General features: G+C 71.8%; 15 protein-coding genes. 7 read left to right on the top strand and 8 right to left on the bottom strand.

Going from position 1 to position 25,338, the window contains the following annotated elements; all coding sequences use genetic code 11:
- Positions 1–70: 70 nt before the first annotated feature.
- Both DAI20_RS02380 and DAI20_RS02385 read right to left on the bottom strand, forming a co-directional pair.
- The gene (locus tag DAI20_RS02380; RefSeq protein ID WP_108248966.1) at positions 71–298 is read right to left on the bottom strand and encodes a hypothetical protein; all 228 of its coding nucleotides are present in this window, start codon (positions 296–298) and stop codon (positions 71–73) included.
- 125 nt (positions 299–423) lie between these two features.
- The gene (locus tag DAI20_RS02385; protein WP_205781324.1) at positions 424–897 is read right to left on the bottom strand and encodes a MarR family winged helix-turn-helix transcriptional regulator; all 474 of its coding nucleotides are present in this window, start codon (positions 895–897) and stop codon (positions 424–426) included.
- A gap of 401 nt (positions 898–1,298) precedes the next feature.
- On the opposite strand from DAI20_RS02385, the gene DAI20_RS02390 reads away from it, so the two are divergent.
- The 7 genes from DAI20_RS02390 (at position 1,299) to DAI20_RS02420 (ending at position 10,032) form a co-directional block, all read left to right on the top strand.
- Positions 1,299–2,825 carry a sugar transferase gene (locus tag DAI20_RS02390; RefSeq protein WP_108248967.1) on the top strand — a complete coding sequence of 509 codons (1,527 nt, stop codon included), beginning with the start codon at positions 1,299–1,301 and terminating at the stop codon, positions 2,823–2,825.
- A 414-nt stretch (positions 2,826–3,239) separates the two neighbouring features.
- Positions 3,240–4,700, top strand: a complete 1,461-nt coding sequence (locus DAI20_RS02395; protein ID WP_159084879.1) for a lipopolysaccharide biosynthesis protein — start codon at positions 3,240–3,242, stop codon at positions 4,698–4,700.
- Positions 4,697–5,749, top strand: a complete 1,053-nt coding sequence (locus DAI20_RS02400; protein ID WP_108248969.1) for a phosphotransferase — start codon at positions 4,697–4,699, stop codon at positions 5,747–5,749. Before DAI20_RS02395 ends, DAI20_RS02400 begins: the two co-directional genes overlap by 4 nt.
- Positions 5,746–6,969: a glycosyltransferase family 4 protein gene (locus tag DAI20_RS02405; protein WP_108248970.1), complete on the top strand. Its 1,224-nt coding sequence runs from the start codon at positions 5,746–5,748 to the stop codon at positions 6,967–6,969. The genes DAI20_RS02400 and DAI20_RS02405 overlap by 4 nt, the downstream gene beginning before the upstream one ends.
- A gap of 53 nt (positions 6,970–7,022) precedes the next feature.
- Positions 7,023–7,679 (top strand): YveK family protein, encoded by a 657-nt coding sequence (locus DAI20_RS02410; protein ID WP_108248971.1) that lies wholly within the window; start codon positions 7,023–7,025, stop codon positions 7,677–7,679.
- Complete coding sequence (locus tag DAI20_RS02415; protein ID WP_108248972.1) at positions 7,676–9,034, top strand: hypothetical protein; 1,359 nt, start codon at positions 7,676–7,678, stop codon at positions 9,032–9,034. The genes DAI20_RS02410 and DAI20_RS02415 overlap by 4 nt, the downstream gene beginning before the upstream one ends.
- Positions 9,031–10,032, top strand: coding sequence for a glycosyltransferase family protein (locus tag DAI20_RS02420; RefSeq protein WP_108248973.1), 1,002 nt, complete (start codon positions 9,031–9,033; stop codon positions 10,030–10,032). The genes DAI20_RS02415 and DAI20_RS02420 overlap by 4 nt, the downstream gene beginning before the upstream one ends.
- Before the next feature lie 154 nt (positions 10,033–10,186).
- On the opposite strand, the gene DAI20_RS18885 is transcribed toward DAI20_RS02420, so the two are convergent.
- From DAI20_RS18885 to DAI20_RS18375, 6 genes are all read right to left on the bottom strand, one after another.
- Complete coding sequence (locus DAI20_RS18885; protein ID WP_108248974.1) at positions 10,187–10,900, bottom strand: acyltransferase; 714 nt, start codon at positions 10,898–10,900, stop codon at positions 10,187–10,189.
- Positions 10,897–11,691: a CDP-alcohol phosphatidyltransferase family protein gene (locus DAI20_RS02430; protein ID WP_108248975.1), complete on the bottom strand. Its 795-nt coding sequence runs from the start codon at positions 11,689–11,691 to the stop codon at positions 10,897–10,899. Before DAI20_RS02430 ends, DAI20_RS18885 begins: the two co-directional genes overlap by 4 nt.
- Complete coding sequence (locus DAI20_RS02435) at positions 11,688–12,635, bottom strand: glycosyltransferase family 2 protein (RefSeq protein WP_108248976.1); 948 nt, start codon at positions 12,633–12,635, stop codon at positions 11,688–11,690. The genes DAI20_RS02430 and DAI20_RS02435 overlap by 4 nt, the downstream gene beginning before the upstream one ends.
- Before the next feature lie 178 nt (positions 12,636–12,813).
- Positions 12,814–18,435: a PKD domain-containing protein gene (locus tag DAI20_RS02440; protein ID WP_240605825.1), complete on the bottom strand. Its 5,622-nt coding sequence runs from the start codon at positions 18,433–18,435 to the stop codon at positions 12,814–12,816.
- A 237-nt stretch (positions 18,436–18,672) separates the two neighbouring features.
- Positions 18,673–22,617, bottom strand: coding sequence for a LamG-like jellyroll fold domain-containing protein (locus DAI20_RS02445; protein ID WP_108248977.1), 3,945 nt, complete (start codon positions 22,615–22,617; stop codon positions 18,673–18,675).
- Positions 22,618–22,890: 273 nt separating this feature from the next.
- The gene (locus DAI20_RS18375; RefSeq protein WP_159084880.1) at positions 22,891–25,299 is read right to left on the bottom strand and encodes a WD40 repeat domain-containing protein; all 2,409 of its coding nucleotides are present in this window, start codon (positions 25,297–25,299) and stop codon (positions 22,891–22,893) included.
- Positions 25,300–25,338: the final 39 nt, after the last annotated feature.

Consider the following 25,338-nt stretch of genomic DNA (forward strand, 5'->3'; position numbering starts at 1 on the left):
GCAAGGGATTGATTATCGGGGTGAGTAGTGGAAGCTTTCCGCGAAGAGGGCGCTCGCCAGCGGCCGGACGTCAGAGACCGGAGATCCGCCGGGCCTCGCGCTGCAGGAAGTCCTGATCGACCGGGACGCCCGACTGCTCGAAGCGCTGCGTCAGGAGATCGAGCACGTCCTCCACCGGGCGCCCGGTGAAGTCCTGCTCGCTCTGCGCAAGGATGCCGTCGGTCTTGGCCTGCCGCGAGCCGTCCTCGCCGTGCACGCCGTCCATGATCGGCTCGTTCTGCTCACCGGGATTCGCCATGGCGGCCTCCTGTCCTCGGCACGAGCGTATCCCCCGGCCCTCGGGGATGTCGCTCCTCACTCCCCCGGAACCGGTCAGGCTCTGCCGCCGGTCGAGCACTGCCGCCGGTCGGGCTCTGGCGCCGGTCAGGACCCCGACCAGCGTTTGGCGGCCACCGCGTCGATGATCTCGAGAAGCGCGTCCCGGAGCGCGTCGTGCTGAGAGAGGGGAGGGAAGAGGTCGGCCTCCCTGCTCCGTGCCGCCTGCCAGGCGGCCGCTCCCGCTTCGGTGCGGGCGACGAGGTGCCGCCTGCCGTCCTCGGGGTCACGGGTGCGGGTGACGTACCCCTCGCGCTCCAGGCGTTCCAGCGTGCGCGACATGGTCTGCGTCTCGACGCGCGCACGCCGGGCCAGGTCGCGCTGGCTGAAGGGACCCTCCCCGAGCACGTGCAGCACGATCAGGCCGGCGTGGGTGAGCCCGAGCTCGTCGAGCACCTCGACCCAGGCGTGCTCGACGAGGCGCGCTGCGGTGGACAGCAGGCGCCCGGTTGGCCAGTCGGACATGCCCTCTCCGGCGCCGCCGCCGACGGGATCCTGCCGCGAGGGGCCGAGCGTGGTCATCCTTCAAATCTAGTGGCGAGGGGCCCCGGCCCACCGCGCCGGCCGCCTGCCCGGACCAGTCCCCCGAAATGGGGTACCTCTCCGAGGGTGGCTACCGATAGTGTCGGGGAACCGAACCTGTAGACGTTAACCTGATATTCAGGAGTGTTCACCGGATATTCAGGCTGGTGGCCTTCAAGTTCGTGCAAGCCCTCACCCTGCTCGCACCGGTCGCGTGACTCCCAGCACGCCGCCCGATCACACCCTCGCGTTGCTCCACCCAGGCAGCGCGCCTCCCTGTCCCGCACCTGTAACCCCCGAAACGCAGGCACATCGCATGATCGCCCTTTCGGCGGCGTGTCGACCGAGCATCACTCGACGCGTAGCCTCACCCTCGCCTCTCCTCAGCAGCGGACAGCACGATGACTGAGATCGACACGAAGCTCAGTCCGAGCGTCCCGACCATCGACCTCGCGGGCATCCGCGCCCTCGGCTCCGCCGGGCGCCGGGCAGCGACCGCCTCCCCCACAGCACCGGGGACGGCCTGGTCGAAGCGCTACCGGGGCAAGCTCGTGGTCTCGGACACCCTGATCATCCTCCTCACGGTCGTCACGGCGTTCATCGCGCGCTTCGGGGTCGAGGAGTCGGTGGAGCTCAGCGCGGACTACTGGGCGATCGCCGCGCTCATCGTCGTCACCTGGATCGCCAGCATGGCGAGCTACCACACGCGCGACAGCCGGGTCCTCGGCGTCGGCGTGACCGAGTACAAGCGGGTCGTGCACGCGAGCGGGCTCACCTTCGGCCTGCTCGCCGTCGTCTTCCTCGTGCTCAAGATCGACATCGCCCGCGGCTTCTTCATCGTCGCGCTCCCGCTCGGCGTCGCCGGTCTCGCCGGAAGCCGGTGGCTGTGGCGGCAGTGGCTGACCAAGCAGCGCGAGTTCGGCAACTACCTCTCCCGGGTGATCGTGGTCGGCTCGCGGAAGGACGTCGAGTACGTCGTCGGCCACATCGAGCGCAAGTGGGGCGCCGCGTACAACGTGGTCGGCACCGCCATCGACGGTGACGAGCGCGGACCCGTGCGCCTCGGCGCCCGCACGATTCCCGTCGTCGCGGACGTCCACAACGTCGCCCGCGCCACCTCGCTGGTCGGTGCGGACGCGGTCATCGTCGCAGGCAAGCCCGCGTCGGCCCCGGACACCTATATCCGCGACCTCGGCTGGGACCTCGAGGGCACGGGCGCCGAGCTCGTCCTCGCCTCCGGCCTCACCAACGTCGCCGGCCCCCGCATCCACTTCCGGCCCGTCGAGGGCCTCCCGCTCATGCACGTCGAGCTGCCGCAGTACGAGGGCGCCAAGCACGTCATGAAGCGGGCGCTCGACATCGGCGTCTCCGCCATGGCCCTGCTCTTCCTGCTTCCCGTGATGGCGGTCATCGCCCTCGCCGTGCGCACGGACAGCCCCGGCCCGGTGCTCTTCCGGCAGGAGCGCGTCGGCCGCAACGGCCAGACGTTCCACATGCTCAAGTTCCGCTCCATGGTCGAGACCGCCGAGGACGACCTCAAGGGCCTCCTGGACCAGAACGAGGGCTCGGGCCTGCTCTTCAAGATCAAGAACGACCCCCGCGTCACCCGGGTCGGCCAGGTGCTGCGGAAGTACTCGCTCGACGAGCTCCCCCAGCTGTGGAACATCCTCGTCGGCGACATGAGCCTCGTCGGACCCCGCCCGCCGCTTCCCCGCGAGGTCGAGGGCTACGAGGGCCACGTGAAGCGCCGCCTCTTCATCAAGCCGGGCCTCACCGGCATGTGGCAGGTGAACGGCCGCTCCAACCTCAGCTGGGAGGAGAGCGTGCGCCTCGACCTCTACTACGTGGAGAACTGGTCGATCACCGGCGACCTCGTCATCATGTGGCGCACCTTCCGGGTGCTGACGCATCCGGTCGGCGCTTACTAAACTTTCGCATCACGGGATTCCCGGGGAGTGCACGGCCGAGTCCGCTCTGCCGACGGCGCACGTGCGGCGGCCAGCCGCGCGAGGGCAGCTCTTCTCGGAACGGACCGTGACGATCTCCGATCCTCAAGACCCGATAGGCACTTCATGGCACACCGCTCGCAGGACCCGACCGCGACGCGGCACGGTTCGCAGCCGGCCGCCGGCGCGGCTCCGCGCCCGCGGGCCGACGTGGTGACCGTGCCGCGGGCCGCCGCGGCGGCGTCCGCCGGCGTGTGCGCGCGGGAAGGCGGCCGGTGAGCCATGACGGTCCAGCCCCCCTCCAGTCGTATCGACCCCTCTCAACCTGGGGCAGAGCCGAGCGACGATCGGCTCGCGGATGACGCCGGCCGGCCCCCGGCCGACGGGCGCGGCTCGATGAGCCTCGCGAACGCGGCCGCTCGCGGATCGGGCGTCACCCTGCTCAGCCAGGCGATGCGGGTGATCCTGCAGTTCGCCTCGACGGTCATCCTCGCCCGGCTGCTCGTCCCGGGCGACTTCGGTCTCGTCGCGATGGCGGCCGCCGTCGTGAGCATCGCCGAGGTCATCCGCGACTTCGGCCTCTCGAGCGCGGCCATCCAGTCGAAGACGCTGAGCTCGGACGAGCGGACGAATCTGTTCTGGGCCAACACGGGGCTCGGCCTGGCCTGCGCCGTCGCCGCCGTGCTCGCGAGCCCCCTCATCGTTCTGCTCTACGGCGACGAACGGCTCTCCACCATCGTCTACGCGCTCTCGGTGTCGTTCGTCGTCAGCGGCCTGAACACGCAGTTCAAGGCCGACCTCACCCGGAGCATGCGGTTCACCGCGCTCGCCACGATCGACGTCGTCTGTGTCACCCTCGGCATTGTTGCGGGCATCGTCGGCGCCCTGTTCGGCCTCGGCTACTGGGCGATCATCCTCCAGCAGCTCACCACGACGGTCGTCTCGTTCCTCCTCTGCGCGATCGCGTCGCGCTGGCGCCCCGGCCTGCCGAAGCGGCACGTCTCCATCCGCCGCTTCATGCGCTTCGGCGGCGGGCTGCTCGGCACCCAGGCCATCTCCTACATCACGAAGAACGTCGACAGCATCTCGATCGGCATCGTGTGGGGCGCCGGCCCCCTTGGCCTGTACGACCGGGCCTATCAGCTGCTGATGACGCCGCTCAACCAGATCAACGCCCCGATGACGCGGGTCGCCCTGCCGGTGCTGTCCCGCATCCAGGAGGACACGGAGCGCTACCAGCGCTACCTGCTGAAGGCGCAGCTCGTCGGCGCCTACGTCACGGCGAGCGTGTTCGCGGTGAGCGCGGGCCTCGCCGTTCCGCTTGTCGCCGTGCTCTTCGGTGAGCGCTGGGCCGCCGTCGCGCCGATCTTCGCGGTCCTCGCGGTGGGCGGCATGTTCCGTGCCATCGCCCAGATCTCCTACTGGATGTACCTCTCGCTCGGACTCACCGGCGCCCAGCTGCGCATGTTCCTCGCCGTGCGCCCGATCATGGTGCTCATCATGCTCGCCGGCGTTCCCTTCGGCCCCGTCGGCGTCGCCGCCGGCTCCACCATCGCCTACGCCCTGCACTGGGCCGTGTCGCTGTGGCGGGTCGGGGCCGTGAGCGGCGTGCCCACCGGGCCGCTGTTCGGCAACGCCCTGCGGATCGTCGGCGTGATCAGCCTGCCCTGCGGCCTCGCCGCCTGGAGCGCGACGTTCCTCGCCGTCGGTCCCGTGCTGCAGCTGCTCATCGGCGGCGGTTTCGCGGTCGGCTACGTCCTCCTCGCCGTGGCCCTCGTGCCGTTCGTGCGCCGGGACGCCGCCGTCATCCTCACCTTCCTGCGGCGCATGGTCTCCCGGCGGAAGGGCAAGCGATGACCCCGGGAAGCGTTCTACGACGGCTCGGCTCGATCCGACGCGGCAAGGCCGCGCTCGCGGGCCGGCTGCGCGAGGAGGCGCCCCTGCTCCAGGGCGGGCGCTGGGTCGTCGAGTCGGCCGGCCACGCGCACCGCGCGGGCGACGCGGCGTTTCCCGCGATGCACGCACCGCGACCCCGCTCCTCGTCGGCGCGCGCCCTGAGCATCCTCACCCGGCTCATGCCTCCGGCGCTCCCGATCCTGCGAGCCGGCGCCGGTGCCGGTCGCACCGGCTCCGCCACCACGGTCGTCCAGACCAAGGCCGGCGGGCTCATCCTGTTCGACGCCGGTCGCGGGGTCGTCGTGCACCGGAGGCGGGCGAACCTCCCCGTGGGCTACGAGACGCACCGCGAGCTGCTGCAGCGCCATTTCCCCGGACCCGGCTGGAGCCTCGACCGGGACCGTCGTACCCTCACCGAGGACCTGGCGCCCGGGTCGGTGCTCCGCGAGCAGTCGCCCGCCGTGCGGCTCGCCGTCGCGCGCGACATGCTCACCGCGAGCGCCGGCGCCGTCGCGGCGACCCGACGCGGCACGGCCGCCGACCAGGTCGAGGCGGCGGTGCGCGCCGTGCTGGCCGACCCGTCGGTGCCGACCGAGCTCGCGGCGCGCGTCCGCACCGCCGCGGAGGAGCTCGGCGCAGCGGCCCGGTCCTGGCCGCTCGCGCTCTCCCACGGCGACCTCACCGGCTTGAACGTTATGGTGACGCCAACCGGGGAGTGGACGGTCATCGACTTCGAGGACTGCGCCGAGCTCCCCTACTTCTTCGATGCCTGCTCCCTCCTGATCCGCGACGAGCACCTGCTCGACGCGGCCCGGGAAGGCGGCTTCGACACCCAGCTCGCGACGCTGCACGCGGCCGCGGGAGTACGCCCCACCGAGAGCAGCCTGGAGCCCCAACTCCTGGCAACAGCCCTGATCGCCGCCACCCGACATGCGGCGCATCACGGAGGCACGCTGGCTTTCACCCTAGGAAGACTGTGGCCCCACAGAGAAATGGCGACAACCTCATGAAGAACAATCGATCGCCCGAACGATCGACCGAAGACACCACCCGCACGGTCCTCGTCGCTCACCCCAGCGCCGACCTGTACGGCTCGGACCGCGTGATGCTCGAGAGCGTCGTCGGTTTCGTCGAGGCGGGGGCGCGCGTCGTCGTCACCCTGCCCGGCCCGGGGCCCCTGGTGCCCGAGATCCTGGCCCGCGGGGCCTCCGTCCAGTACTCCCCGACCCCCGTGCTGCGGAAGAGCCTGCTCTCCCCGGCCGCCTTCCTCGGGCTGATGGTGCAGGCCGCGCGCGACCTCGTGACGAGCCTCCGCTTCCTCCGCGAGGTGAACCCGGACGTCGTGTACGTGAGCACCGTGACGATCCCGCTGTGGATCCTCGCGGCCCGCCTCGGCCGGAAGCGCTCGCTCTGCCACGTGCACGAGGCGGAGGGCTCCGCCCCGGCGTCCGTGCGCTGGCTGCTCGCGCTCCCGCTGCTCTTCGCGGACTCGATCGTGACCAACAGCGAGTACAGCAAGGGCGTGCTCACGTCGTCCATCCCGCACCTCGCGTCGCGCACGACCACCATCTACAACGGCGTCCCCGGCCCCGCGGCGGCCACCATGGCGCGCCGCAGCGTCAACGACCGGCTGCGCGTCGTGTACGTCGGCCGCCTCTCTCCGCGCAAGGGCGTCGACCTCCTGCTCGCCGCTGTGCGCACGCTCAAGGAGCGCGGCGTCCCCGTGCACCTCTCCCTCGTCGGCGCGGTCTTCCCGGGCTACGAGTGGTACGAGACGCAGCTCCACGACACCATCGCCGAGGGCGGCCTGCAGGACGACGTCTCGTTCACCGGGTTCGTGCCCTCCGTGTGGGACGCCCTGCGCGACGCCGACGTCGCGGTGGTGCCCTCGCGCCTCGACGAGCCCTTCGGGAACGCCGCGGTCGAGGCCGTCCTCGCCGCGCGGCCCGTCATCGTCAGCAATACGTCCGGCCTTCGCGAGGCGGCCGCGGGGTACGCCTCGGCGACCTTCGTACCCGCCGGAGACGCGGAGTCCATCGCGGACGCCCTGCAGTCCGTGCGCGAGAACTGGGACTCGGAGCGCGTCGCCGCGCTCCTCGACAGCGGGATCGCCCTCGAGCGGCACAGCCTGCAGAAGTACCGGCACGCGGTCGCGTCCGCTGTCCTCGCACTGAAAGGCGTCACTGTACCCCCCGGAACGGGGCCGGTGGCTTTTCAGACCGCGAAGTAAGGTTGTTGAGGCCGCCGCAGATCCATGCGGCCCGCCGGTGAAGGGATTTCTCGTTGAAGCTGAATGACTATGTGGCCGTTGTCCTGAGGCGGTGGGTCGCGGTCCTGATGCTCGCGGTCCTCGGTGGACTCGCCGGCTGGGGAATCGCGCAGCTGATCCCCTCGACCTACCGCGCGACGAGCGGCATCTACATCATGCTGACGGGTGTCGAGAACGCGAGCGAGCTCGCTCAGGGCTCGACGTTCACCCGCAACCTGATGCCGACGTACACGGAGCTCGCGCGGACGCCCGAGGTGCTGAACCCGGTCATCCGCGACCTCGGCCTCGAGGTGACGCCGAACCAGCTCGCCGAGCGGGTGACGGCGGAGAACCCGCTCAACACGATGGTGATCAACGTGTCGGTGACCGACCGCTCGTCGAGCCGCTCCGCGACCATCGCGGACGCGCTCACCGCGTCCCTCGCCACGGCGATCGAGCGCTTCTCGCCCGCGGACTCGGAGTCGAACGCCGCCCTCGTGCGCGTGCGCCTGCTGGCCGCCGGCCCGGACCCGCAGTTCCCCGTCGCCCCCAACACCCGCAACTACATCGCGGTCGGCGCCCTCGGCGGGCTCGTCGCCGGTGTGCTGTACGCGCTGGGCCGGAGCGCGGCCGGCCGCGACCGTGAGACCGTGCGGAGCAGCAGACGCGCGGCGGCCGTCCCCGCGTCGTGACCGACAGCACCGGCGTCGGCTCGGCCTCGCGGACCGACGTACTCGACCAGCCGGCGCCGCTTCCGGCCGCGCCCGCCACTTCGCGCACGGCCGGGCGGCTGGACGGGGTCCGGCGGGCCGAATGGCTCTCGCCGCTCGTCGCGGTGGTCGTGCTGTTCCTCCTCGGCTCCCGCCAGATGGTCGTCGAGGGCCTGACCTTCGGCTACGTCCTGGCCTTCGGCCTCGCTCCCGTGTGGCTGCCCGTACTCAAGCGGTACGGCGGCGCGCGCGGGTTCATCCTGCTCGGCGTCGCCGCGTCGGTGGCCGCGCTCGTGCTGACGGACCTGTCGGCGTCCGACCACGAGATCTCCTCGACCAACACGTTCGTCAACACCCTGCTCGTCCTCGGCACGGTCTGCGGCGTCGGCGTCGTGCTCTGGGCCCGCGACTTCCTGACGGTGCGGGCGATCGGCCTCTCCTTCGGCCTCGGCATGCTGTGGGGCGCCATCAACTCGTCCGCGTTCGCGTCGGAGAACCCCTGGAAGTTCTTCGTCGGGGTGCCCATCGCCATCATCGCGCTCTCCCTTGTCGCCGTGGCGCATCGCCGGGTGATCCAGGTGCTCGTGCTCCTCGTGCTCGCAACGGCGTCGGCGCTGCAGGACTCGCGCGCCTTCTTCGCCGACCTCCTGCTCGCGGCGACCATGATCGGCGGCGCCATCGTCGCGGCCGCCCACAACCGGCGGTTCTCGAGCAGGGCGACCTTCCTGCTCTTCGTCGTGCTCGCGATCATCGTGTACAACGTCGGATCCGCGATGCTCGTCGCCGGCGTGCTCGGACCCGAGTCCCAGGCGCGGTCGATCGAGCAGCTCGAGCGGGCCGGCTCCGTGCTCCTCGGCGGGCGGCCCGAGTTCGCTGCCTCGGTCGCCCTCATCACCACGAAGGTCTGGGGCTTCGGCGCGGGAACGCTCGCGAACGCGAACGACATCCTCATCGCCAAGATCGGCATGCACCAGATCGACTACAACCCGGACAACGGCTACGTCGAGCAGTTCATGTTCGGCGACAAGATCGAGCTGCACTCGGTGACCGGCGACCTGTGGGCGATCACCGGCGTGCTCGGCCTGGTGCTCGCGGCGTACATCGCCGTCGTCCTCATCCGCTACCTCTCGGTCTCCATCGCCGAGGCGCACGCGACCGGTCTCGTGCTCTTCCTCGCCGTCATCACGCTGTGGAACCTGGGCTTCAACACGATCTACACGTCGTCGCTGCCGCTCATCCTGGGTCTCGGCCTCGCCTTCCTGCCGAAGAACCGGAGCGGCGAGTGGGGCGACTTCACCTCGACCTACCCCACCCCCGTGGTGCGGGCCGACGCGTGAGGGCGCCGCAGCGCGAGATCCGCGTGCTCGTGCCGTTCCGCCTCGGCCGCTCCACCACCAATCCGTACTTGACGCAGCTCTACGCGTCGCTGCCCGACGGGACGAGCGTGCTCTCGTTCTCCTGGCGCACGGCGCTGCTCGGCCGCTACGAGGTGTTCCACACGCACTGGCCGGAAATCCTGCTGCGCGGGACGAGCCCGGTGAAGACCGGGCTGCGCCGAGCACTCGCCCTGGCCCTCCTGCTGCGCATGCGGCTCACCCGGGTGGCCATCGTGCGGACGCTGCACAACACCGGCGCCCACGAGTCGGGCAGCCGCATCGAGGACGTGATCCTCGATCTGTTCTGGCGCAGCACCGCGGCGTTCGTGCGCCTCAACCCGCGCACCCCGGCCCCCGCGGACCGTCCGGTCGAGACGATCACCCACGGCCACTACCGCGACTGGTTCGCCGATCAGCCCCGGCGGTCTCCCCGGCCGGGCCGGCTCGCCTACTTCGGCCTCATCCGCCCCTACAAGAACGTCCCCGAGCTGGTCGCGGCGTTCCGCGGCGCGGCGGCGGACGGACGCACGCTCCTCGTCATGGGGAAGCCGAGCGACCCCGCCACGGAGAAGGCCGTCACGGACGCGGTGGCGGGCGACGACCGGGTGACCCTGCTGCTCAGCTACGTCGACGACGCGACGCTGACGAGCGAGCTCACGGGCGCCGAGCTCGTGGTGCTGCCGTACGCCGACATGCACAACTCCGGTGCGGCCCTGCTCGCGCTGTCCCTGGGCCGGGCGGTCCTCGTGCCCGACAACGACGTGACGCGCGACCTCGCCGCCGAGGTGGGCGACACCTGGGTGCGCCGCTTCGCCTCTCCCCTCACGCCCGAGGTGCTCGCCGACGCCCTGCGCGACCTGCCGTCGGACGATGCCAGGCCGGACCTGTCGGCGCGGGAGTGGGAGCCGATCGGCCGCGCACACCGCGAGCTCTACGAGCGGGCCCTGAGCCGCCGCTGACGGCCGTGCAGGCACCACGGACGGCACCGCACCGCACCGCATCAGCACGCAGCGCACCGCACCGGCACAGCTCCGCCGCGACGCGGGACCCCGCGAAGGGTCAGCCGCGGGGGGTCGGCGGCGGAGGGTCAGCGCTGGAGGGTGAGCTTCGGGGTCAGTGCTGGGACGCGGCCCGGCTCGCGGCGTCGGACGCGCGCTCGGTCGCGCCGCGGTAGCGCAGCACCCGGGCCGGCACGCCGGCGACGACGGCGTTGTCGGGCACGTCGGACGTGACGATGCTGCCCGCCGCGACCACGACGCCTGAGCCGATCCGGACGTTCGCCGTGATCGTCGCGCCGCTGGCGATCCAGCAGTCGTCGCCGATGTGGACGGTGCCGCGCTCGACGCCCTGCGCCTTGATGGTCCTCGAGGTGTCGTCGAACACGTGGTTCTCCGAGAAGATGCGCACGCCCGGGCCCAGCATGACGTCGTCGCCGATCTCGATGTATCCGGAGCAGCCGATGAAGCAGCCCGCGCCCATGCTCGAGCGGTCGCCCATCACGAGCCCCTCGCCGACCTCGCCGCCGTAGTAGCTCGAGGGCCGGATCATGGAGCCGGGACCGATGGACACGTCCGCGCCGAACGACAGGCCGCGCTTGGCCAGGCCCTGCACCTCCGCGCCGTCCTCGATGACGAGGCGGCCGGTGTGCCGCACCCGGCCGAGGCCGGAGAGCCGCACGTTTCTGCCGACGAAGAGCGGGCCGCGCCCGCTGCCGACGAACGGCTTGCGCAGCAGCCCGCGGAGGGCCATGGGCAGCACGCGCCGGGCGAAGCCGAGGTCGGCGAGGCGCAGCGCGCGGGTCGAGTCGAGCCCGGAGAAGCGGCTCATGCCGGGTTCCGCTGGAGGCCGGCGACGGCGCGGTACCAGCGCACGAGCGAGGCCGCGAGGATCAGCAGGTTGGCGAGGAACAGGAGCGAGTAGATGCCCACGAACACGGGCGACCACCACGCCAGGAGGAACACGAGGCAGAGGAGGCCGTAGTCGGCCGGGATGACGGCGAGCGAGTACGCCAGCGACGTGCGTCCCTCGTGGCGCAGGATCATCTCGGTGCTGCCGCGGTTGAGCCGCCGCAGCTGGTCGGTGAGGATCATGCCGAAGAAGAACACCGCGGAGACCACGGTGTAGCCGAGCGGCACGAGGAGCCAGACCGGGTCGAGGTCGAGGAACCGGAACCAGGCGATCGCGACGGCGGCGTGCAGGGCGCTCGACTTGATGGAGTCGACGATGTGGTCGAGCCACTCGCCCACGAGGCTGCCGCCGCCGCGGAGCCGGGCGAGCTGCCCGTCCGCGGAGTCCAGCGCGTAGCCGAGCACGAGCAGGACGGACGTGAGGACGGCGAAGCCCGGCGTCGGCGGCAGGGTCGCGATCACGGCGATCCCCGCGAAGGTCGTGACCGCGCTGATCGCCGTCACGCCGTTGGGCGTCAGCCCCGCCCCGTAGGCCAGGGCGGCGAAGACACGGCCGAGGGGGCGGTTCACGTAGCGGGAGTACGCGGGAGCGCCCTTCGAGGACTTCTGGGACGCGGCGAGGGCGCGCACCGAGGCGCCGAAGGACCGGTCCTGGCGGGGGGTGGCGCCGCTCGGGCGGGCGGAGGTCGTTTCGTTGCTCGGCCGAGTCATGACGACCCTTCCTTCCTCTTGTATTCGGAGAAGACCACCCCGACGGACCCGGCGAGGAGACCCCAGCCGCGCGCGCAGGTGCGGATGCCGCGGGCCCGCGCGGACATGTCGCGGGTGACGACGCCGGACACGTAGCGCGCGCCGCCGCCGCCCAGCCGCAGCACGCCGCGGGCGCCGTGGCTGACGCGCACCCGCGCGCGTGCGGCGGGGGACGGTGCCGCGGCGAGCGACGTGGTGACCCAGGAGTTGCCGAGGCGGCGGGCGCGCTGCAGGACCCACGCCCGGGTGAGGCGCTGCGGTGGCACGACGTCGTGCACCACCGCCTCGTCGCACCACACGAGGGTCCCGCCGCGCTGGCTCACCTGCCGGCTGAACAGGGTGTCGGATCCGCCGCTCAGGCCGAAGCGCTCGTCGAAGGTCACGCCCATGGCCTCGAGCTGCCGCCGGTCGATGATGAGGTTGTTCGTGGCGACGAGGGACACGACCGTGCCCGTGGGCAGCCTGCGTCTGTCGAAGAACCGTCCGGCCCGCACCCACTCGTCCGGCTCAATGGAGAAGGTCGAGATCACGGGTCCGGCCACCGCTGCGGCGCCGGTGTCCCGGGCGCAGGCGAGCAGCGTGCGCAGCCAGCCGTCCGTCGGCCGCTCGTCGTCGTCGATGAACACGAGGAAGTCGGCGCCCGCGCTCTCGCGGATGGCGCGGTTACGGGCCGCGGCTATACCAGGCGTCGGCTCGTGGACGTATCGAAGGGCGTCGGACGCCATGGCCGCGACCTGATCCGCCGCTCCGCCGGCGGGATCGTTGTCGACCACGAGCACCTCGGCCCGCACGTCGATGGTCGCCGCCTCCGCCACGAGCATCGGAACGACCTCGGCCAGGTCCCCCGGACGCCGGTAGGTGAGTACGGCGACGACGACCTTCGGACTGGAGTCGTCATTCCGCATGCACAAGCCTTTCCCCCGGAAATACCGCTTCACGAACCCTAACCCGCCGAAGGAGGGGTTCGGCCCGTCCGACCCCGCTATGCCCCCGGAATGGGGGCTACGGCGCGCGACGATCGGGCCGCGGGGAGGTCCACCCTCCCCGCGGCCCGGATCGTCGAACGCCGGAGCCTTCCCGCTACTAGAGCTTCTCGACCGCGAGGCCGTCGAACGCGACCGTGACAGCGCCGGTCGCGGTGCCGCTCAGGTAGGAGCGGAGTCCCACGTGGCCCGCCTGCTGCAGCCCGGCGGTCGCGTCGGTCGCGCTGGCCTGCCAGGCGTCCGGCTCCGTCGTGCCCGCGGTCCAGACCTTGGCCCGCACCGTGGTCGGGGAGACGCCGAATGCCTGGACCCGGATCATCATCCGGTCGCCGGCCGAGAAGCGCAGGCCGGGAACGGCGACGTTCCGCAGGCTGGTTCCGTCCCGCATGACCTGGATGCTCACGCTGCCGTCCGGCAGGACCTTCACCCGCCCGAGGTACTCCCCGGCGTCCGTGCGCCGCGCGAGCACCGAGACGTACGCCCCGGACCCCGTCACGGGCTGCTGGAGCGTCGCGGTGACGCGGGCATCGGTGTCGGTCGAGGACACGTCGCGCAGGTAGGCGCTACGCGTCGACCCTGCCGGGGTGCCGAACCGGCCGAGGCCGCTCGACACCGAGAAGTTCGACGCGGTCGAGCCCAGCGTCCAGGCGCCGCCGGCGTCGGCGGACCCGAGGCCGTTCGTCACAGACCGCTCGAACGCGTCCGATGCGAGGAGCGCCGAGACCGGAGCCGCGGCGACGGTCACGGTCGACGTGCTCGTCGCCGTCGCCCCGCGGTTGTCGGTGACGGTGAGGGTCACCGGGTAGGTGCCCGCGGCGGCGTACCGGTGCGATGCGGTCAGGCCGGTGCCGGTGCCGCCGTCGCCGAACTGCCAGGCGTAGGACGCGATGGATCCGTCGGAGTCCGACGACGCGGATGCGTCGACCGTCACAGCGAGCTCCGACGCGTCGGCCGAGAAGGCCGCGATGGGCGTGGCGTTGGGCGTAGGCTCGGCCGTCCCGAAGGAGCCGGGGGCGCCGGCCTTGAGGCCGTCGAAGGTGAAGGCGATCGGGCTGCCGGCGCTTCCGCTCAGGTACGACCGGAGACCGATGGAACCCGCCTGCTGGAGCGCGGCGGTCGAGTCGGTCGCGCTGACCTGCCAGGCGGCCGGCTCGGCGGAGCCGAGCGGCCACACCTTCGCCCGCACGGTCGTCGGCGAGACGCCCGTGGCCTGGACCCGGATCTGCATCCGCTCACCCGCCGCGAAGCGCACGCCGGGCAGCGTGACGTTCTGAAGGCTGGTGCCGTCGCGCATCACCTGCACGCTCGTCGAGCCGTCCGCCAGCACCTTGACCCGGCCGAGGTACTCGCCGGCGGTGGTCCGCCGGGCGATCGCGGAGACGTACGCCCCGGATCCGGTGACGGGCTGCGTGATCACGGCCGTCACCTGGACCTCGGTGTCCGCGGAGGACACCGACTGCAGGTAGGCGTTGCGGGTGGACCCGGACGGGGTCGCGAAGCGGCCGACGCCGCCCGAGACCGAGTAGTTGGATGCGGCAGACCCGAGGGTCCACGCGCCACCGATGTCGGCCGATCCGAGGCCGTTGGCCGTGGACCGCTCGAACACGTCCGACGCCAGGAGCTGGGCGACGGGGGCCGCGGCGACCGAGACGGTCCGGGAGGACGACGCGGTCGCGCCGTCGTCGTCGGTCACGGTGAGGGTCACCGAGTAGGTGCCCGCGGCCGCATACCGGTGGGACGCCGTCGCACCGGTGGCGGAAGCGCCGTCACCGAAGTCCCAGGCGTACGACCGGATCGAGCCGTCGGAGTCCGACGAACCGGACGCGTCGACCGCCACGGACAGCTCGGACGCCTCCGCGGAGAACGAGGCGACGGGGGCGACGTTCGCCGGGGCTGCCACGACGGACACCTCGCGGCTCGTCACCGCTCCCGCGCCGTCGTCGTCCGTCACGGTCAGGGTCACCGTGTAGGTGCCCGAGGCCGCGTACCGGTGGGACGCCGTGGCACCGGTTGCGGTGCCGCCGTCACCGAAGTCCCAGGCGTACGACCGGATCGAGCCGTCGGAGTCCGACGAGCCGGAGGCGTCGACTGCCAGGGACAGCTCCGAGGCCTCCGCGGTGAACGATGCCACCGGGGCGACGTTCTCGGGCGGAAGCGGCGCTACGGTGACGGTCGAGGTGCTGGTCCCGGTCGAGCCGTCGTCGTCCGTGACCGTCAGGCGCACGGTGTACGTGCCCGCCGCCGCGTACCGGTGCACCGCCGTCGCGCCCGTGGCGGATCCGCCGTCGCCGAAGTCCCAGGCGTACGACTGGATCGACCCGTCCGAGTCGGAGGAGTCCGCGGCGTCGACGCTCAGCGACAGGGCCGAGACCTCCGCCGTGAATGCGGCGACAGGAGCGGCGTTGTCCGCCGGTGCCACGACGGACACCTCGCGGCTCATCTCCGCCGTCGCGCCGTCGTCGTCGGTGACCGTGAGCCGCACCGTGTAGGTGCCCGCTGCGATGTACCGGTGCGACGCCGTCGCACCCGTCGCGGTCTCGCCGTCGCCGAAGTTCCAGGCGTACGACCGGATGGACCCGTCCGAGTCGGAGGAGGCCGCCGCATCCACACTCACGGACAGTTCCGAGACCTCGGACGTGAACGACGCGACCGGCGCGACGTTGGCCTTCTCGCCGACACCGAGACGGTGGTGCTGCGCGACCTGCTCGGCCGTCAGGGCCGTGCTGTAGACCGCGGCCTCGTCGATGCGGGCGTTCACGTAGGGCGCGGATCCCCAGGTCGTGTCGCCGCCGATGCGCCAGTACCCGGCGTAGCCCTGGGCTCTGCCGTCCGAGTTGGACGCCTGCAGGGTGCCGTCGACGTAGAGGCGGAGTCCGGCGGACGACATGGTGGCGACCATGTGGTGCCAGCCGCCGTCGTTGTAGGCGCGCGGAGTGGTCACCGTGTTGGCCGACCCGGTCCAGGTGCCGAATACGAGGCGGCCGTCCGGCTGGAGGTACACGTGCCGGTCGTAGTTGCCCGACGTCCCCGTCTGGGCGCTGCCGAAGCCGATGAGCTTCCCGCCCTGCGTCGTCGTGGTGTTGAACCAGAGCTCGGCGGAGTAGACCTGCGGGTCGTTCACCTGCCTCGAGCTGACGACGACGCCGGTGTTCCCGTCGAACTGGGCCGACGCGTCGGTGGTTCCCGCGACGGCTCCGAGCTGCTGCTTGGTCACGCCGCCCTGGTACACACCGGGCGAGTCGCCTGCGCTCGAGTCCTTCGCCACGGTGCCGCCGGTCTCGTTGAGGCGCCAGTAGAGGTCGGGGCCGTCGTTGTAGACCTGCGCGCCGTACGGGTCGGTCGGCGCCGCCGGGAGGGCGGACTGGCGACCGGAGAGCGTGTAGTGCCTGTCGACCTCGGCACCCGTCAACGGCTGCGAGTAGATCGCGACGTCGTCGATCGTGCCGGTGAAGTACTGCGCGGTGCCGCCCCAGGAGGAGTCGCCGCCGATGCGCCAGTAGCCGTCGTAGGCCTGGCCGCCGGTCGTGTCGACGCGCTGCGCCACCCGCTTGCCGTCCACGTAGAGCTGCATGCCTGTCGGACCGAGGTTCGCCACCACGTGGTGCCACGCGCCGTCGTTGAAGCCGGAGGCGCTGCTGACCGTGCGCTCCGCGTTGGGGTAGACGCCGAAGATCACGCGGCCGGAGCCGTCGAGGTACACGTGCCGGTCATAGCTGGAGGAGTTGCCGGTGTTGGCGTTTCCGAAGCCGACGAGCTTGCCGCCCGTCGTGCTCGTGGTCTTGAACCAGGTCTCGACGGCGAAGGTGTTCGGGCCCGGTTCGAGCGTCTTGGTTGCGACGAGGCCGGTGTTGTTGCCGGGGAAGCCGGACGCGGCGTTCCGGTCGTCGTTGATGGCACCCGCGGCGCCGCGGGTGACGCCCGCCCCGACCGTGGCGTCGTTGTAGCTCGCCCAGTCGTATGCGGTGGCGCCATCGGTCTCACCGAGACGCCAGTAGGACTTCGGCTGGTCCGCGAGCACCTCGGCCGCGTAGGCGCTGAGGGTGCCCTCCGCGGACACCGTCACGGGGACGATGGAGCTCCAGGCGACGTTGCCGAACGGGTCCTCGGCGCGGATCCGGTAGGTGTGGGTGGAGCCGGGCTCGAGTCCCGTGTCCAGGTAACCGAGCGGCGGCTGCTTCCACGGGGTGGACTCGGCGGTCGTCTCGAAGACGGGCGCCGCATTGTTGCCGTCGCGGATCACGCGGTAGGTGAGCGACGCATTGTCCCGGTCGTAGTTGGCCGGCCAGGCGACGCGCACGGAGCCCGTCGAGAGCGACACGACGTTCGGCTCCCAGCCGGATCCGCTGAGGCGCGGACCGTCCGTGTTGGGGGCCTCCGCCGTGGTCCGGAATCGGGCGAGCCCCTGCTGGCGCCTGCCGTTGACGGTCGTGAACTCGCCGCCGTAGACGACGTAGTCGCCCGAGCCCGTGACGCTCCACGGACCCTGGTTGGCGCCCGACACGGACCCGGTGTTGAAGGTCGGGTAGAAGTGCAGCATCGTGGGCGACGGGTTGCCCTCGAAGTTGAAGTAGCCGTGCGGGTCGCGGCCCAGGGTGCTCGTGGCCTTGTTGGTGAACGCGAGGCCGCGGTAGAAGGTCCACGGCTCGGACTGCGGGAAGCCACCGTCGACGTTGCCGCAGTAGTGGGGGTGGCCCGCGATGTAGGCGACGTCGGGGGTGGCGTACGACGAGTAGGTGTCGCCGTGGCAGTCCTCGAGCCAGACGAGGTCGCCGGACCCCCACGAGGCGCGGAAGGTGCCCTCGAGGTTGCCGCCGGGGCCGAAGTGGTAACCAGTGCCGTAGACGCTCGTGCCGTCGGAGGTGAGGCTCGTGATCGAGGCGTCGGGGCCGGCGTTGCGGACGACCTTGTTGACGTTCCAGGGCAGGTTCGTGGTGCCGCTGACGGCGTCGACCGCGGCGAGGCCGTAGCCCGGGTCGCTCGATCCGTTCAGGGACGTGAAGTTGCCGCCGAGCACGAGCTTGGAGTTGTCGGGGGACAGCGCCATCGCGGTGATCCGGCCGTCGGTGTTGGCGACGGGGGCCCAGGGCAGCACCTCACCGGTGGTCGCGCGGACGGCCGCGGCGCGTCCGGGGCGCGGAACGCTGCTGACGGCGGTCATGGTGCCACCGAAGTAGACGGTGTCGTTCGTGGCCGCGACGGTGCTGACCCGGGAGTTGGCGCTCGGCGCGAAGCCGGAGACCAGCGTGTTGGTCGCGGTGTCGAACGCGGCGACGCGGTTGCGCTTGAGACCGTTGACGGTGGTGAACTCGCCGACGACGTAGAGCCGCTTGCCGTCCGGCGATGCGGCGAGGGAGCGCACCTGTCCGTTCAGGGTCGGCGCGAAGCCCGTGACGAGGGCGCCGGTCTGCAGGTTGTAGGCGAGCAGGTTGGCGCGGGGCACGGTCTGCGTGCCCGCCGCGGCGCCGGCCGGCTGAGCGGTGCTGAAGCTGCCGCCGGCGTAGACCGTGTTGCCGACGACCACCTGCGACCAGACGATGCCGTCGATCTGCACCGTGGGGAGGGAGTCAGTCGACACCGTCGCGGGGAGCGAGGGATCGACGGGCCGGGTGTCGGCCTGGGCCACCACCGATCCGGTGATGACGGACGAGACGAGTGCTGCCGCGACGCCGATGGCCGTGAGACGGCGGGCGCGCGCGAAGGAGAACGGGGTGGGTAGTCCCATGGGGGTGATCTGCCTCAAGCTTCGGGGGGAGAGAACGGCGATTCGGGTGTCGCCGACGGGTGGCGTAAGCCTATTCCCAGCAGCGGAAAAAGCGCAGCGTTCGACGAATATTGGGGCGCCGATTCATCGAACGGGCTGCCCTCCGTCGCTTTTTCCGCCGCCGGACAGCATCGCGCCCGGCGATCCGCATTGTGCAGGCGCGGATGCCGGGCGCGATCTCGAAACGTGGCGCGGTGGCTACTGGGCCGAGGTCACCGAGACGTCGTCGAACTGGATGGTGACCGCGTTCGTCGCCGAGGAGCTGAGGTACGCGCGCAGGCCGATGGAGCCCGCGACCTGGTAGCCGCTCGTCGAGTCGGTGGCCGTTGCCTGCCACGCGGCCGGCTCCTGCTGGCCGACCGCCCAGACCTTGGCGCTCACGGTCGTCGGGTTGGCACCCGTCGCCGACACGCGGATCCGGAGCCGGTCGCCGGGGGCGTAGGTCACCGACGGCACGTTGACGTAGCGCAGGCTCACCCCGTCCCGCATGACCTGGATGCTGACAGAACCGTCACCGAGGGCCTTGACGCGAGCCGAGTACTCGCCGGCGGCGGTCCGCCTGGCGAGCAGGGACACGTAGGCGCCCGCGCCGGTGATGGTCTCCGGCACCGCGGCCGTCGCGACGACGTCCGTGTTCAGGGAGGACACGGACGCCTGGTAGGCGTTCCTGGTTGCGCCCGCCGGGGTGCTGAAGGACGCGACGCCGGAGCCGACGCGGTAGGCCGACCCGCTCGTGCTGAGCGACCACGCCCCGCCGACCTCGGCCGACCCGAGACCACCGGTCACGGTGCGGCTGAAGGAGTCGGTGACCAGTGCCGGGGCGCTCTGCGGCGCCGTGACCGTGACCTGGCGGCTCGTGGACGCCGTGGCGCCACGGTCGTCCGTCACGGTCAGCGTCACCGTGTAGGTGCCCGCGGCGGCGTAGGAGTGCGACGCCGTGGCACCGCTGCCGGTCGCGCCGTCGCCGAAGGCCCAGGCGTGCGAGGCCACCGTGCCGTCGGAGTCCGTCGACGCGCGGCCGTCGACGGTGACCCCGAGGTCGGCCATCGCCGCGGTGAAGGACGCCGTCGGTGCCGCGTTGGGGCTGGTGGTGCCGCCGCCGCCGAGGGCGAAGTGCTCCGCAACAGCGGTGGCGTCGAGGGCGGTGCCGTAGACGGCGACCTCGTCGATCCGGGAGGCGAGGTAGGTGCCGGTGCCCCAGGTCCTGTCCCCGCCGACCCGCCAGTAGCCGTTGTAGATGCCGCCGGCGGTCGAGCGGTGCGTCCCGGCGAGCTGGCCGTCGAGGTACAGCCGGAGCCCGTCCGCGGACTGCGTCGCCACCACGTGGTGCCACCTGCCGTCGTTGTACGCGCCCGTCGAGGTGACGCGGTTCTCCTGGGTCGTCTTCGTGCCGAACACGACCTGACCGTTCGGCTGCAGGTACACGTGCCTGTCGTACTGCGTCGAGAGTCCGGATGCCGCGTCGCCGAAGCCGATCAGCTTGCCGCCGGTCTTCGAGGTCGAGGTGAACCAGAGCTCGAGCGAGTAGACCTGCGGGTTCGCGGCCTGGCGCTGGCTGATCAGCGCCCCGCTCGTGCCGTCGAAGGCCACCGCCTGATCGTTCACCCCGGCGAGTGCACCGGCCTGCTGGGTCGTCACGCCGCCGGAGTACGTCCCGCCGTTGCGGGACAGGCTCGAGTCGGCTGCCGTCGTGGCGGCGGTGTCGTTGAGGCGCCAGTAGATGTCCGGCGAGTCCGCGTAGACGCGCGCACCGTAGGCGTCCGCGGGGGCGGTCGGCACGGTCGGCGTGCGGCCGGACAGGGAGTAGTGCCGGTTCACGTCCGCGCCGCTCAGCGGCTGCGGGTAGATGGCGACGTCGTCGATGGTGCCGGACAGGTAGGGAGCGTTGCCGCCCCACGACAGGTCGCCGCCGATGCGCCAGAACCCGTCGTAGGCCTGGCCGGACACGGCGTCCGTGCGCTGGCCGACCCGGACACCGTCGACGTACAGCTGCATGCCGTTCGGGCCGAGGTTCGCGACCACCTGATGCCACTTGCCGTCGTTGTAGCCCGGCTCGCTGTTCACGGTGCGCTGGGTCGTCGGGCGGACGCCGAAGAACACGCGGCCCGCCTTGTCGAGGTAGACGTGCCGGTCGGTGACCGTCGACGTGGCGGTCCTCGAGTTGCCGAAGCCCACGATCTTGCCGCCGCTCGTGCTCGTGGTCTTGAACCACGCCTCGATGGCGAAGGTGTCGGGGGCGGGCCCGTAGTCCTGAGCGACGGCGAAGGTCGACGACGCGGCGGAGAACGTGGTGCTCGCGTCGCTGTCGCCGGTGATCGCGCCGGCCGCGCCGCGGGTCACCCCGGGGGTCAGGGCCGCAGTGTTGTGCCCGGCCCAGTCGGTGACGACCGATCCGGTGCCCTCACCGAGGCGCCAGTACGAGGTGGGCGCACCCGCGAGGACGTCCTTGGCGTAGGCGCTGACGGTGTCGGCCCCGGCGATCGTCACCGGGACGATGGCGCTCCAGGCGACGTTTCCGCGCGGGTCGGTCACCCGGACCCGGTAGGTGTGGGTGCTCCCGGGCTCGAGGCCCGTGTCCTCGTACCCCATGGACGGCCGACGCCAGGGCGCGGAGCTCTCCGTGGTCTCGAAGATGGGCGACGCGTTCACGCCGTCACGGATGACCCGGTAGGTCAGGGACTCGTTGTCCCGGTCGAAGTTCGCGGGCCAGGACACGTGTGCGGTGCCTGCAGCGGTGGAGACGACGGTGGGCACCCAGTTCGAGCCGCTCACGCGGGGGCCGTCGGTGTTCGGCGCCGTGTCGGCGGTGGTGAACCGGACGAGGCCCTGCTGACGCTTGCCGTTGACGGTCGTGAACTCGCCGCCGTAGAGGATGTAGTCGCCCGCTCCGGTGACGCTCCAGGGCCCCTGGTTCGCACCGGAGGCGGAGCCGGTGTTGAAGGTCGGGTAGAAGTGCAGGAGGGACGGCGCGGGCGTGCCCTCCCAGTTGAACTTGCCGTGCGGCTCCTTGCCCAGGGTGCCGGTCACGTAGTTGGTGAAGGCGAGGCCGCGGTAGTAGTCCCAGGGCTTGACCGCGCTCTGGGGGAATCCGCCCTCGATGTTGCCGCAGTAGTGCGGGTGGCCCGCGATGTACGACACGTCGCCCGCGGTGTGGATCGAGTAGCTGTCGCCGTGGCAGTCCTCGAGCCAGACGAGCTCACCCGTGCTCCAGGACGCGCGGAACCCGCCCTCGAGGTTGCCGCCGGTGCCGAACACGTAACCGGTGCCGAAAAAGCTCTCCCCGTCGGTGCTGAGGCTCGTGATGGAGGAGTCGGGGCCCGCGTTTCGGACCCGGGAGTTGACCGGCAGGGGCAGCGTCGCCCCGGTGCCGGACCCAACGGCCGCGAGGCCGTACCCGGGCTCGCTCGACCCGTTCATCGAGGTGAAGCTGCCGCCGAGCACGAGCTTGGTCGCGTCAGGGGAGATCACCATGGACGTGACCCGTCCTCCCGCTGCGACGGGCGCCCACGGCTGGACGGCGCCGTCCCAGGCGCGGGCCGCGGCCGCTCCGCCGGGGCGCTGCACGCCGCTGACGGAGCTGAAGTTGCCGCCGAAGTAGACGGTGCCGTTGGTGGCCGCGACCGAGCTCACGCCCGCGTTCGCGCTGGGTGCGAAGGAGGTGTTGAGGGCGCCGGTCGCGGTGTCGAACGCCGCGATGCGGTTGCGCGACTGGCCGCTCACGGTGGTGAACTCGCCGACCGCGTAGACCCGCGTGCCGTCCGGCGAGGCCGCCAGGGCCCGGACCTGACCGTTCAGCTCCGGGGCGAAGGACGAGATCAGCGCACCGGTCTCGAGGTTGTAGGCGAGCAGGTGCGTGCGCCGGACCGTGTTCACGCCCGCGGCCGAGCCGGCGGGCTGGGCCGTGAGGAAGTTGCCCCCCGCGTAGACCGTGTTGCCCACGACGACCTGCGACCACACGATGCCGTCGATCTGCACGGTGGGGAGCGGGTCGGTCGACACCGTGTCCGGCAGCGTCGGCGCCGGATTCGTGTCCGCGAGCGCGGGCAGCGGGGCGACGAGCGTCGAGGCCAGGACGGCGGCGGCGACGCCCAGGACCAGGGACTTGATGGATGACAGGACGGAGCGGGGCGCGGGTGAGCCCATGGTGTGCCTACTTCTCGGGGTTCGGGTACAGCGCGTTCAGCTGCAGCACGGATTCGGATTCAACAGGAATTCGGATGCAGTACAGGGTGGCGACAGCCTAACTGCACACTCTGCATCGAGCGCCCGCCTCTTTAGGGGGTACAGGGAAGCCCGGCACTCGTGATAGGGAGGCCGCGCGGTCTTCCGCGCCGCCTCCCATCTCCGCCGCCGAGTGGCAACCAGCCGCATGACCACGGGCCGGATCACGAGGGGCCGGATCACGAGGAGCCGGATTCACTGCCGGCGGGACACCACGCTCAGGTCGTCGAAGACCACCGTGAGGGCGCTGGTCGCCGTGCTGCTCAGGTACGACCGCAGCGCGACGGCGCCCGGCTGGTGCAGGCCCGCCGTGCCGTCCGACGCGGACACCTGCCACTCGGCCGGTTCCACGCCGTCGGCGGCCCACGCCTTCGCCCGGATCGTCGCCGGGGCCGTGCCCACGACCTCGACCCGGAGCCTCAGGGCGCTTCCCGGTGCGACACGGATGCCGGTGGCCGCGGTGTCCAGGCTGGTGTCACCGCGCATCACCTCGACGCGGGCGGTGCCGTCGGGCAGCACCTTCAGCCGGCCCAGGTACTCGCCCGCCTCCGTGCGACGGGCGACCAGCGACGCGTACACGCCGCCGCCCGTGACGGGCTGCGCGAGCGCGACGGTCACCGACGCGTCCGAATCCCCCGTGGACACGCCCGCGAGGACCGCGTCCCGCGTCGATCCGGGAGGGGTCGCGAGGTGCGCAGCGCCGTCCGACACCCGGTAGTCGGCGGACGGCGTTCCGGCGGTCCAGGCGCCCCCGGTGTCCGCCGAACCCAGTCCGCCGTCGACGGTCCTGCCGAATGCATCGGCCGCGACGGTGTCAGCGGGAGCGGGAGCGGGCTCGGGTTCCGGCGCAGGATCCGGCGCGGGTGCGGGTGCCGGCGCGGGCTCAGGAGCGGGCGCTGTCCTCGCCTCCGGTGCGGTGTCGGCGTCCGGGGCGAGGTTCGCCGTCGTGCCCGAGGTCGACACCGTGACGGCACCGCTCGACGCGGTGTTGCCGAACGGATCGGTGACCCGCACCTGGTAGGTGTGGGACCCGCGCGACACGGAGCTGTCGAGGAACGACATCGTGGGCCGGTTGCGCGGCGTCGACGAGGCCGTGACCGTGTGGATCGGCGCGGCCGTGTTGCCGTCCCGGATCACCCGGTAGGTGAGCGAGGCGTTGTCCCTGTCGAAGTTGGCCGGCCAGGTCACCCGGACGCTCCCACCCGTCTGCGCGGCCGCCGTGGGGACCCAGTTCGAGCCGCTCACGCGGGGGCCGTCGTCGTTCGGCGCGAGGTCGCGCACCACGAAGCGCGAGAGGCCCTGCTGGCGGCGGCCGTTCACGGTCGTGAACTCCCCGGCGTAGACCACGTACCCGCGCGCCCCGGTGACGCTCCACGGACCCTGGTTCGCCCCGGAGAACGACCCGGTGTTGAAGTCGGGGTAGAAGTGCAGCAGCGTCGGCGCCGGGCGTCCCTCGTAGTTGGTGTAGCCCAGGCGCTCCCGGGCGAGCGTTCCGGTCGCGCGGTTGGTGAACGCGAGGCCGCGCTGGTGGGTGCGCGGCGACGTCTCGGGGAACCCGCCCGGCACGTTGCCGCAGAAATGGGGGTGTCCCGCGATGTACGTGACCTCGCTGGTGGAGAAGGACGAGTACGTGTCGCCGTGGCAGTCCTCCATCCAGACGAGCGTCCCGTTCCACGTCGCGCGGAACGTGCCCTCGAAGTTGCCGCCCGCGCCGAACACGTACCCCGTGCCGTAGACGCCGTTCGCGTCGCTGCTGAGGCTAGTGATGGCGGCGTTGTCGCCGCCGTTGCGGATGAGGCTGTTCACCTCGAAGGGCAGGTTCCTGGTGCCGTCGTTCGTGGCGAACGCCGCGAGACCGTAGCCGGGGCGGTCCAGCCCGTTCATGGTGGTGAAGCTGCCGCCGAGCACCACCCGCGTGCGGTCGGGCGAGACGACGATCGAGGTCACCCGCCCGCCCGCCCCCACCGGGGCCCAGCTGGACAGCGCACCGTTGGTCGCCGCGGCCGCGGCGACCCGCTGACGCGTCGACGTGCCCACCGCGGTGAAGCTGCCGCCGAAGTACACCGTGTTGTTCGTCGCCGCGACCGCCCACACCGGTCCGTTCGCCCGCGGGGCGAACGAGGAGACCAGGGCTCCGCTCGCGATGTCGAACGCGGCGATGCGCCGACGCTCGGTGGACCCGACCGCGGTGAAGTCGCCGCCGACGTAGAGCCGGGTGCCGTCCGGGGACGCGGCGACGGCGCGCACCTGCCCGTTGAGTTGGGGGGCGAACGAGGTCAGCCGTCCCGTGGAGAGGCTGTAGGCGACGAGGTTCGAGCGGCGGACGGTGCTGACCCCGGCCGCGGCGCCCGCCGGCTGGGCGGTGCTGAAGCTTCCGCCCGCGTAGACCGTGTCGCCCACGATGGCCTGCGACCAGACGATGCCGTTGATCTGCGCGGTCGGCAGGGAGTCGGTGGACACGGTGCGCGGGGTGCCCGTTGGCGGGCTGGTGTCAGCCGCGGCCGGGGCGGCGGGCAGCAGGAGTGCCGCGGCCAGGACGGCGGCCGCACCGGCCGCTATCGCTTTCGTCAGACGCGCCGTTGCGTTGCGAGCGAACGAGACCATGCTCGGGTCTCCTCAGAATGGGGTTCCTTCGGGTGAGGG

The organism is Planctomonas deserti, assembly GCF_003067705.1.
In the GTDB taxonomy this organism is placed as follows: domain Bacteria; phylum Actinomycetota; class Actinomycetes; order Actinomycetales; family Microbacteriaceae; genus Planctomonas; species Planctomonas deserti.

What these genes read in the sequence shown, in the direction of transcription:
- DAI20_RS02385 (WP_205781324.1), bottom strand. Translation starts at nt 897, where the DNA reads ATGACCACGCTCGGCCCCTCGCGGCAGGATCCCGTCGGCGGCGGCGCC.
- DAI20_RS02380 (WP_108248966.1), bottom strand. Translation starts at nt 298, where the DNA reads ATGGCGAATCCCGGTGAGCAGAACGAGCCGATCATGGACGGCGTGCAC.
- DAI20_RS18885 (WP_108248974.1), bottom strand. Translation starts at nt 10,900, where the DNA reads ATGAGCCGCTTCTCCGGGCTCGACTCGACCCGCGCGCTGCGCCTCGCC.
- DAI20_RS02435 (WP_108248976.1), bottom strand. Translation starts at nt 12,635, where the DNA reads ATGCGGAATGACGACTCCAGTCCGAAGGTCGTCGTCGCCGTACTCACC.
- DAI20_RS02390 (WP_108248967.1), top strand. Translation starts at nt 1,299, where the DNA reads ATGACTGAGATCGACACGAAGCTCAGTCCGAGCGTCCCGACCATCGAC.
- DAI20_RS02430 (WP_108248975.1), bottom strand. Translation starts at nt 11,691, where the DNA reads ATGACTCGGCCGAGCAACGAAACGACCTCCGCCCGCCCGAGCGGCGCC.
- DAI20_RS18375 (WP_159084880.1), bottom strand. Translation starts at nt 25,299, where the DNA reads ATGGTCTCGTTCGCTCGCAACGCAACGGCGCGTCTGACGAAAGCGATA.
- DAI20_RS02400 (WP_108248969.1), top strand. Translation starts at nt 4,697, where the DNA reads ATGACCCCGGGAAGCGTTCTACGACGGCTCGGCTCGATCCGACGCGGC.
- DAI20_RS02405 (WP_108248970.1), top strand. Translation starts at nt 5,746, where the DNA reads ATGAAGAACAATCGATCGCCCGAACGATCGACCGAAGACACCACCCGC.
- DAI20_RS02445 (WP_108248977.1), bottom strand. Translation starts at nt 22,617, where the DNA reads ATGGGCTCACCCGCGCCCCGCTCCGTCCTGTCATCCATCAAGTCCCTG.
- DAI20_RS02440 (WP_240605825.1), bottom strand. Translation starts at nt 18,435, where the DNA reads ATGGGACTACCCACCCCGTTCTCCTTCGCGCGCGCCCGCCGTCTCACG.
- DAI20_RS02395 (WP_159084879.1), top strand. Translation starts at nt 3,240, where the DNA reads ATGAGCCTCGCGAACGCGGCCGCTCGCGGATCGGGCGTCACCCTGCTC.